Here is an 8933-nt window from a genome sequence, read left to right as displayed (position 1 = left end):
GTCATGATGGGTCCGTGACGGAACGACCCGGGGCGCACGGCGGGCGGGGTGTCCCAGGACGTCCAGCCGTCCGCGTCCAGGACGCGGCGCAGCAGCTCGCGCGCCCCGGGTCGTTCCGTCACGGACCCATCATGACCACACGGGCAGGTCAACCCGGGTGCCGGGGGTGGACACTGGGAGCGCAGCCGGGAGAAGGGGAGCACGGTGTCAGAGGAGATCCACTTCGCGTCCGCGCGCGAGCTCGTCCGCCGGATCCGGGTGCGGGAGCTGTCGGCCCGCGAGGTCGTGCGGGCGCATCTCGACCAGATCGAGCGGACGAACCCGCAGGTCAACGCCATCGTGACGCTGGTCGCGGAGCGAGCGCTGGAGCAGGCGGGGGACGCCGACGACCGGCTCGCCAACGGGGCGGACGCCGGGCCGCTGCACGGGCTCCCCGTCGCGCACAAGGACACGCACGCCACGAAGGGCATCCGGACGACCTCCGGTTCGCCGATCTTCGCGGACCTCGTCCCGGCCGCCGACGAGCTCGTCATCGAGCGGATGCGCGCCGCCGGGGCCATCACGATCGGCAAGACGAACGTGCCGGAGTTCGCCGCCGGGTCGCACACGTTCAACCCCCTGTTCGGGGTCACCCGCAACCCCTACGACCTGTCGCGGTCGGCGGGCGGCAGCAGCGGCGGCGCGGCGGCGGCGCTGGCGTGCGGGATGCATCCGGTCGCGGACGGCAGCGACATGGGCGGCTCGCTGCGCAACCCGGCTTCGTTCTGCAACGTCGTCGGGTTCCGCCCGTCGCCGGGACGGGTACCGTCGTGGCCGGTGCCGGCGGGCTGGTCGACGATGGGCGTCCAGGGCCCGATGGCCCGCGACGTGGGGGACGCGGCGCTGCTGCTGTCGGTGCTCGCCGGCCCCGACCCGCGCAGCCCGATCGCGCTGGAGACGCCGGGGGCGGCGTTCGCGGTCCCGCTCGACCGCGACGTCGCCGGGCTGCGGCTCGCCTGGTCCCCCGACCTCGGCGGGCGGGTGCCCGTCGACCCGGCGGTCACCGGCGTCCTCGAACCGGCGGTGAAGGCGTTCGAGGAGCTCGGCTGCGCGGTGGACGAGGCGTGCCCCGACCTGTCGGGCGCGGACGAGGTCTTCCGGACGCTGCGCGCCTGGCACTGGGACCTCGCCCTCGGCCCGCTCCTCGACGACCGCCGCGCCGACTTCAAGGCGTCACTCGCGGGCAACATCGAGGCGGGCCGCGCCCTCACCGGCAGCGACATCGGACGCGCGGAGACGCTGCACACGGCGCTGTTCCACCGGGTCAGGAAGTTCTTCGGGCGGTACGACGCGCTGCTGCTGCCGGTCAGCCAGGTGCCCCCGTTCGACGCCGCGATCGAGTACCCGGACGAGGTCGCCGGGCACCCCATGCCCGACTACCTGGAATGGATGCGGTCCTGCTTCCTCGTCTCGGCGACCGGCTGCCCGGCGCTGTCGGTCCCCGCCGGCTTCACCGGGGACGGGCTGCCGGTCGGCCTGCAGATCGTCGGGCCGCATCGCGCGGACCTCGCCGTCCTGCGGATCGGGCACGCCTTCGAGCAGGCCACCCGGCATGGGACGCGCCGTCCCCCCATCGCCTGAGGCCGGCCGGGCCCGGGCAGGTCAGGAGGCCGGGAAGGTCGACGGTTTGTCGAGCGGGATGCGCAGCACGAACCTCGCCCCCTTGTCGCTGTCCGCGGCGACGAGCGTCCCGCCGTGCGCGCGGGCGATGTCGCGGGAGATCGTCAGGCCGAGCCCGGTGCCGCCGCGGTCGCGCTCGCGGCCCTCGGCGAGCCGCTGGAACCGCCAGAAGATCCGTTCGCGGTCCTCGGGGGCGATCCCTGCGCCGTCGTCCAGGACCTGCAGAACGGCGTCGTCCCCGTCCGTGGACACCGAGATCCACACCCGCGACGCGGCGTGCCGCTCGGCGTTGTCGAGCAGGTTCGTCAGCAGCCGGACGATGTGGTGCGCCGTGGCCCGCACCATGATCCCCTCGCCCGCGTCGATCTCGACCGGGATCCGCCGGGGGCGCCGGCCCGCCTCCGCGCGGACCAGCTCGCCGAGATCGACCCGCTCCCGCGCGACGTGCACGCCCGCGCCCAGCTTGGCGAGGATCAGCAGGTCGCTGACGATGCTCTGCAGCCGGTCGGCGTCGGTGAGCGCGGCGCGGGCGACGGCGGGCCAGTCCTCGTCGTCCGGGCGCTCCAGCGCGACCTCCAGCTGGGCGCGCAGCCCGGTGAGCGGGCTGCGCAGCTCGTGCGAGACGTCCGCGACGAAGCCCCGCTGCCGGGCCATGACGGCCTCCAGCCTGCTCAGCGTCACGTTCACCGACTCGCCGAGCTCGGACACCTCGTCGTCCGGCCCGGGGACGGTCACCCGGCGTCCCGTGCCCCGGCCGGTGATCTCGGCGAGCTCGGCGCTCATCACCCGCACCGGGCGCAGCGCCCGCCGCACCGCCAGCGACACGATCCAGCCGACGGCGGCCGTGGCGACCAGCACCGAGGCCGCGAGCAGGCCGATGAACGGGCCCCTGTACTGGGTGAAGGAGCTGATCGGGGCCCCGGCGTGCACGATCCGCCAGCCGGCCGGGGTCCGCACGCTCTCGGTCACCAGGTAGACCGCGCCCTTGCCCGGGATGTCGACGGTGCGGTGGACGGGACGGCCCGGCACGCGCGGCGGCGGGGCGTCCAGCGGGCCGCGCCCGCGCAGCGACTCGCTCGACGCGACCAGGCCGCCCTCCGTGTTCACGACCTGGAGGAGCGTGAAGTCCGGGTCGTCGACGGGCAGCGTGCCGCGCGGGTCGGTGTTGCGCACGAGCGCGGTCAGATCGGTGATGACGAAGGTGCCGCGCTCGTGCAGATCGCGGTACACGGTGCCGCGGACGGCCTGGTAGAAGAGCACGACGCCGGCCACCAGCAGGATGAGGACGATGAAGGTGGCGGCGGCCGTCACACGGGTCCGCACCGACCAGGTCGACGGTGACAGCCAGCCCCCGGAAATCCGCACCCCGGTGCCCTCCCCCTTCCGGCTCGCACGCGGCACCGGGCCCGCGCCGCGTTCCAGCACGTGGGGGGAGAACGCAGAACTGGTTGTTACCTGGTCATTGCCCTGCGAAACATCGTCCGAGCACAGCCCCAGCGCAGACGGATGCCCGCGCGGACGGCGCCTCCCACCCCTGGGGAGCCGCCCGTGCGGGCATCAGATCCGGCGCCGCCCGCCGCCCGCGCGCCGAGGAGGAATCCGGCGGGACCGGGCCGTGCTGCCGAACCACCGCCCACTCTGCCGTGCGCAGGTGCACGGGGCGCGACATCGACGTGACGATCACGTTTCCGGCACTTCCTGCGAAGACGCCCAATAATCCGCCGCCGAACGGGGATGCAGGGGACGAGGAGAGCAAGGGGGCCGGAAAGATCCATGGACGGAGACATCAGGCCGCTCGAACCGGCCGATCCGCGCGAGGTCGGCGGGCACCCGCTGCTCGGCCGGCTCGGCTCGGGCGGCATGGGCACGGTCTATCTCGGCACCGACCCGGTGTCCGGCGGGCGCGTCGCGGTGAAGACCATCCACCCGCACCTCGCCGGCGACCCGTCCTACCGGCGGCGCTTCCTGGACGAGGCGTACCTCGCGGGCCGCGTCGCCTCGTTCTGCACGGCGCGGGTCCTCGCGCACGGCGAGGAGGAAGGCCGCCCCTACCTCGTGACCGAGTACGTGGGCGGCGTCTCGCTGCACGACCGGCTCGTCGGCGACGGCCCGCTGCCGGGCGCCGACCTGCACGGCGTCGCGGTCGGGGTGGCGTCGGCGCTCGCGGCGATCCACGCGGCGGGCCTGGTGCACCGCGACCTGAAGCCCGCGAACGTCATGCTCACCCTGTCCGGCTGCCGGGTGATCGACTTCGGCATCGCCCGCAGCCAGGACTCCATCAGCGTGACGGCGGCGACCGGCAGGGTCCTCGGCACCCCGGGCTGGATGGCGCCGGAGGTCCTCATCGGCGGCCCCGCGACACCGGCGGCCGACGTGTTCGCCTGGGGCTGCCTCATCGCCCACGCGGGGACGGGGCGGATGCCCATCGGCGGCGACCCGGCGACCCTCCGGACGGCGTCCGACGAGCCCGACCTGTCCGGGCTGCCGGCGTCGCTGGTCCCGGCGGTGCGGGCCGCGCTGGCGAGGAACCCGGTGGACCGCCCGACCGCGTCCGACCTGCTGCTCGCGCTCGTGGAGCAGCCCCCGGCCGACGCCTGGCCCACGTCCATCCGGACGTCCGCGCTCGCCGGGACGTCGGTCTGCGCCGCGCCCAGGCAGGCCAGCACGTCCAACCCGGACATGCCGGACGGGCGCGTGGAGACCGACACCAAGGCGTTCACACCGATCGGGGTGGCGGGCGCGATGTCGTCCACGCGGGCGCGCCTGCTGGCGGGCCTCGGCGCGGCCGCGGGCACGGTGGTGATCGGGGCCATCCTCGCCGGACGGACGCAGGACAAGAGCGCCCAGCGGCTCTCACCGCTTGCCAGGCACAGGCGCCACTAGGGAAGCCGCGAGGGCGTCAGATGCGCCAGATCACGACGAGCGCGCAGTCGTCGTCGCGGGCCGCGGCCATCGTCTCCACCAGTTCCCGCGCGCCGCGGCCGAACCCCTGCGGGACGAGCCGCTCCGCCTCGCCGAGCAGCCGGTCGATGCCGGCGTCCAGGTCGCTGCCCGGCGACTCGACCAGCCCGTCGGTGTAGAGGAGCAGCGCGTCGCCTGGCCGCAGCGTCCCGTGCTCGGGGACGCATTTCAGGTCGGGGACGACGCCGAGCACCACGCCCTTGGCGGAGCTGACCTGCCAGGCACCGCTGCCCGCGTCGAACTGGACGGCCGGCGGATGCCCCGCCGACTCCACCGTGTACTCCCCCGTCGTCAGGTCGACGACGACGTGCACGGCCGTGACGAACCCCTCGTCCCAGCGCTGGCGCTGCAGGTAGGCGTTGCACGCGGGGAGGAAATGATCAGGCTGGACCGATCCAAGGAGCCCGCCGAAGGCACCGGACAGCATCAGCGCGCGCGTTCCGGCGTCGGTGCCCTTCCCGGACACGTCGACCAGCGCCACCTCCAGGGAGTCGCCCTCGTAGGACGACACCACGAAGTCGCCGCCGAACGACGACCCGCCGGCCTGCAGCAGCACGACCTGCGTGCCCCAGCCGTCCGGCAGCTCGGGCATCTCGCCCTGGCGCTGCAGCCGGTCGCGGAGCTCCAGCAGCATCGAGTCGCCGCGCAGGCCCTGCACGCCGAGCTTCTGCCTCGTCCGGGCGAGTGAGAGCGCCAGCACCGCGGTGATCGACAGCGTGGCGACCATCCCGGGGCCGATCGCGGCGACGTCCTGCCAGGCGTTGTAGGCCGTCACCGCCACCACGACGCCGAGCAGCGCGACCAGGCTCCGCACCCTGAGCAGCAGCCCGCCGCCGAGCACGATCAGCACCAGCGCGCCGGACGGGGCCAGCCCGCGCGAGTCGGTGGACGTGGCGAGCCCGATCGCGATCGCGAGAACCGCCAGCGCCGCGAAGACGTACCGCTCCCGGGTCAGCTTCCCCCGCCTGAGCCACCGGTAGAACGCCACGAGCAGCGGAATCCTTCGCAGCACGTCGCGCACTCGCGGCGGTAGAAGCTGCACCAGTCGTTGAAGCATGACTCCGGCACTGTATCGAGCAATCACCGTCACCGGTCGGCATCCGGACCACGGGTGACCTGTTGCACCGGTCCAGCTCCGTATTATCGGGTACGCGGCTTGTGGACGAGGAGGCGCTTCGATGGGGCAGCCGGGCATGCGGATCACGGTGGACGCGGCGATGCGGGCACGGGACGTCTCCCGTCCGAAGCCGGACGGCGAAAAGGCACCGGGCGCCGACCGCGGATCGGGGAACGGCCAGGTGAGCGGCCCGGAACCGGGCTCGGGCCCGGGTTCCGGCACGAACGGCCCCGCCGAGCCCGCCAGGCGGACGAAGGCCGCCAAGAACGAGCGGCGCCGCCTCGGCAAGCGCGGCGGCGCCCGCAAGCCGTCTCCCCCGAACGAGACCTAGGCCCCGGCCAGCCCGGGGCCTCGTGCCCTATGGCAGCGGTGGGAGCTCGCCGGTGGTCTCGTAGTCGCCGAGCATCGTGATCCGCCGGGTGTGGCGCTGCTCCCCGGAGTAGGGGGTCTCGATGAACAGCTCCAGGAACCGCGTCGCGGTCGCCAGATCGTGCTGCCGGGCGCCGATGCTGATGACGTTCGCGTCGTTGTGCTCGCGGGCGAGCCTGGCGGTGTCCTCGTTCCAGACCAGCGCGGCGCGCACGCCCTTGACCTTGTTGGCCGCGATCGCCTCGCCGTTGCCGGAACCGCCGACCACGACGCCCAGCGTGCCCGGCTCCGCGGCCGTCCGCTCGGCGGCCCGCAGGACGAACGGCGGGTAGTCGTCCACGGCGTCGTACTCGAAGGCGCCGCAGTCCACGGCCTCGTGCCCGTTCTCCTTCAGCCAGGAGACCAGGTGCTCCTTCAGCTCGAAGCCGGCATGGTCGGTCCCAAGAAACACGCGCATGGGCCCGATTCTCGCAGGCCCCGCACGTCGCCCGCGCAGGGGTGCGCCTTAGTCGTCGGTGCGGCCGCGGTCGACGATCGTCCGGTCCGCGAGGTCGAGGTCGTCGTCCTCGGGCGTGTCAGCGGGCGGCTCGGGCTCGGCGCCGGACGCGGCCTCGGGCGCGGCCTCGGGCCCGGGCTCGGACGGCTCGGGGTCGTCCGCGGCGGTCTCGGGCTCGGACGGCTCGGCGGCGGCCGGAGCCGGAGCCGGTTGCGCGGGCTGCTGGGGCGGGACGGGCGGCGCGCCGAACTGCTGCGGCACGGGCGTTCCCGGCTGCTGCGGACCGGGGGCGCCTGGCTGCTGCGGCATGGGGGCGCCAGGCTGCTGCGGGACGGGCGCGGCGCCCCACGGCGGCTGCTGCTGCGGCGGGACCTGCGGCGGGACGTACGGAACCGCCGACGGATGCGGCTGCATCTGCTGCTGCATTCCCGGCTGCATCTGCTGCATCGGCTGCTGCTGCATCGGCGGCTGGGGCATCTGCTGCTGCGGCATGGGCTGCTGCATCGGCATGCCGGGCATACCGGGCTGCTGGGGAGCGAAAGGCGGGTGCTGCTGGTACTGCTGCTGGCCCCCGTAGGGCTGCTGGGCCCCCGTGCGCGGGCCGGAGATGACGAAGCCGCCGAGGGCGCCGAGCCCCGCGAGCCAGCCGAACAGGGCGCCGGCGGTCGCGCCCTGGCCGATGGCGAAGAAGATGGTCCGGGACGCGGACGCGGACATGAAGTCGAGCGTCCAGTGGGCGAGGGGCCCGTACACCAGCCCGGAGACCGCCCCGGCGACGATCGCGGCCCACCAGCCGACGATCACGGCGCCGAGCGGTCCGCGGTTCGGGTCGATGATCCGGGCGCCCCCGACCACGAGCAGCCCGAGCAGGACGAAGAACAGCAGGACGGCGAAGTCCATGACGAGGACGTAGCTCCACTCCATCCCCCGGCCGGGGGTGAGCCGCCAGGCGAGGGTCTGGGAGTACGACACCAGCGGGCCGATGCCCTCGTCGTACTCGAAGTCGCTCTCCCTGATGGCGTCGACGACCCACTGGTTGTCGAAGAGCAGGGCGATCACGGCGACCGGGAGCACCGCGCCGGCCGCCATCATGAACATCCGCCGCATCGTCATGCCCGAAGGGTAGTGCTGATCTCCGGCCGCCGGTAGCCGTTCGTCACCCCGCGTAGGCGGCCGGGAAATGGAACCCCGGATCGACCTGCTCCTCCAGGTTTTCACCCGTTGCCTTGTTCGCCCAGCTCCGGGCGTTCTTGACGTGGAACTCCACGGCCTGGCGCTGGAACTTCTCCCAGTCCTTGGCGCGGGCGTCCACCTCGGCGAGCATGCGGTCGAGCGCGGCGGCGTTGCCGTCCTCCAGCGGGACGCCCTGCCGGCCCTGCTCCATCGCACGGACGGCGGCGGACTGGCCGACCCAGGTCAGCAGGTCGCCGCCGACGTGGTCGCGCAGGTAGGCGACGTCCTCCTCGATCTGCACCTTGTTCCCGACGACGCGGATCGCGACGTCGTAGTTGCGGGCGTACTCGGTGTACTGCCGGTAGACGCCGACGCCCTTGCGGGTGGGCTCGGCCACCAGGAACATCAGGTCGAACCGGGTGAACAGCCCGGACGCGAACGTGTCGGCCCCGGCGGTCATGTCGACGACGACGTACTCGCCCGGCCCGTCCATGAGGTGGTTGAGGTAGAGCTCGACCGCGCCGGTCTTGGAGTGGTAGCAGGCCACGCCGAGGTCGTCGTCGTTGAACGGGCCGGTGGCGAGGAGCGTGATCCCGGCACCGCCCGTCCCGAGGCCGGCGCCCACCTCCTGGCCCGCCTCGTGGATGGGGTCGTCGCCGCGGAACCGCAGGAGCCGTGAGCCAGCCCCTGGCGGGGTGGTCTTCACCATGGCGGAGGCCGAGGCGATCCGGGGATTGTCGCCGCGCAGGTAGTCCTTGATCTCGGGGAGCCGGTCTCCGAGCGCGGGGATCTTGGCGGCGCGGTCCTCGTCCAGTCCGAGCGCCACGCCGAGATGCTGGTTGATGTCGGCGTCGACGGCCACCACGGGGAGCCCGCGCCCGGCGAGGTGCCGGACGAAGAGCGCCGACAGGGTGGTCTTGCCGCTGCCGCCCTTGCCAACGAACGCAACCTTCACGAATGCCCCATTTCGGTGATGAAAACCATTACCATTCCCTCTGGTCGACCTGAGTCTGGCAAGGCTCCGGGACGGGCGCAAGCCGAAACCCCGAACCGAAATTTCACCTCGCCGAGCGTTCGCCGCGAAGGCCCACGAGCACGGGCCGGGCCTGTGAAAGTCCCGTCAACCCCGAGTCGCGGCCTCAGTCAGCCAAGGGCGCC

Annotated in this window: 8 protein-coding genes; 3 read left to right on the top strand and 5 right to left on the bottom strand. The window is 73.5% G+C overall.

What is annotated here, in order from left to right:
- Positions 1-204: 204 nt before the first annotated feature.
- On the top strand, positions 205-1620 hold the full coding sequence (locus ETD83_RS17870; RefSeq protein ID WP_138646263.1) for an amidase: 1416 nt from the start codon (positions 205-207) through the stop codon (positions 1618-1620).
- Positions 1621-1641: 21 nt separating this feature from the next.
- On the opposite strand, the gene ETD83_RS17865 is transcribed toward ETD83_RS17870, so the two are convergent.
- Positions 1642-3024 (bottom strand): sensor histidine kinase, encoded by a 1383-nt coding sequence (locus ETD83_RS17865; RefSeq protein ID WP_138646262.1) that lies wholly within the window; start codon positions 3022-3024, stop codon positions 1642-1644.
- A gap of 408 nt (positions 3025-3432) precedes the next feature.
- Between ETD83_RS17865 and ETD83_RS17860 the strand changes: the two genes are divergently transcribed.
- Positions 3433-4542, top strand: coding sequence for a serine/threonine-protein kinase (locus tag ETD83_RS17860; protein WP_171064294.1), 1110 nt, complete (start codon positions 3433-3435; stop codon positions 4540-4542).
- Between the two features lie 16 nt (positions 4543-4558).
- Here ETD83_RS17860 and ETD83_RS17855 read toward each other — a convergent pair whose 3' ends face one another.
- Positions 4559-5677, bottom strand: coding sequence for a PP2C family protein-serine/threonine phosphatase (locus tag ETD83_RS17855; RefSeq protein ID WP_138646260.1), 1119 nt, complete (start codon positions 5675-5677; stop codon positions 4559-4561).
- Between the two features lie 121 nt (positions 5678-5798).
- Between ETD83_RS17855 and ETD83_RS17850 the strand changes: the two genes are divergently transcribed.
- Positions 5799-6068, top strand: a complete 270-nt coding sequence (locus tag ETD83_RS17850) for a hypothetical protein (protein ID WP_138646259.1) — start codon at positions 5799-5801, stop codon at positions 6066-6068.
- A gap of 27 nt (positions 6069-6095) precedes the next feature.
- On the opposite strand, the gene ETD83_RS17845 is transcribed toward ETD83_RS17850, so the two are convergent.
- Genes ETD83_RS17845 through ETD83_RS17835 form a run of 3 tightly spaced genes read right to left on the bottom strand, consistent with a single transcriptional unit; the run spans position 6096 to position 8730 of the window.
- Positions 6096-6563, bottom strand: coding sequence for a ribose-5-phosphate isomerase (locus tag ETD83_RS17845; RefSeq protein WP_138646258.1), 468 nt, complete (start codon positions 6561-6563; stop codon positions 6096-6098).
- A gap of 48 nt (positions 6564-6611) precedes the next feature.
- Complete coding sequence (locus tag ETD83_RS17840; RefSeq protein ID WP_138646257.1) at positions 6612-7715, bottom strand: hypothetical protein; 1104 nt, start codon at positions 7713-7715, stop codon at positions 6612-6614.
- Positions 7716-7758: 43 nt separating this feature from the next.
- Positions 7759-8730, bottom strand: a complete 972-nt coding sequence (locus ETD83_RS17835; protein ID WP_138646256.1) for an ATP-binding protein — start codon at positions 8728-8730, stop codon at positions 7759-7761.
- Positions 8731-8933 lie beyond the last annotated feature (203 nt).

The sequence above is a fragment of the Actinomadura soli genome, assembly GCF_005889715.1.
Lineage (GTDB): Bacteria > Actinomycetota > Actinomycetes > Streptosporangiales > Streptosporangiaceae > Spirillospora > Spirillospora soli.
Note: the sequence above shows the minus strand (reverse complement) of the source record. Positions and strands in the feature narration are given on the sequence as shown.

Bases quoted from the DNA above. Each gene is read 5' to 3' on its own strand.
- ETD83_RS17840 (WP_138646257.1), bottom strand. From the start codon at position 7,715: ATGACGATGCGGCGGATGTTCATGATGGCGGCCGGCGCGGTGCTCCCG.
- ETD83_RS17855 (WP_138646260.1), bottom strand. From the start codon at position 5,677: ATGCTTCAACGACTGGTGCAGCTTCTACCGCCGCGAGTGCGCGACGTG.
- ETD83_RS17845 (WP_138646258.1), bottom strand. From the start codon at position 6,563: ATGCGCGTGTTTCTTGGGACCGACCATGCCGGCTTCGAGCTGAAGGAG.
- ETD83_RS17850 (WP_138646259.1), top strand. From the start codon at position 5,799: ATGGGGCAGCCGGGCATGCGGATCACGGTGGACGCGGCGATGCGGGCA.
- ETD83_RS17860 (WP_171064294.1), top strand. From the start codon at position 3,433: ATGGACGGAGACATCAGGCCGCTCGAACCGGCCGATCCGCGCGAGGTC.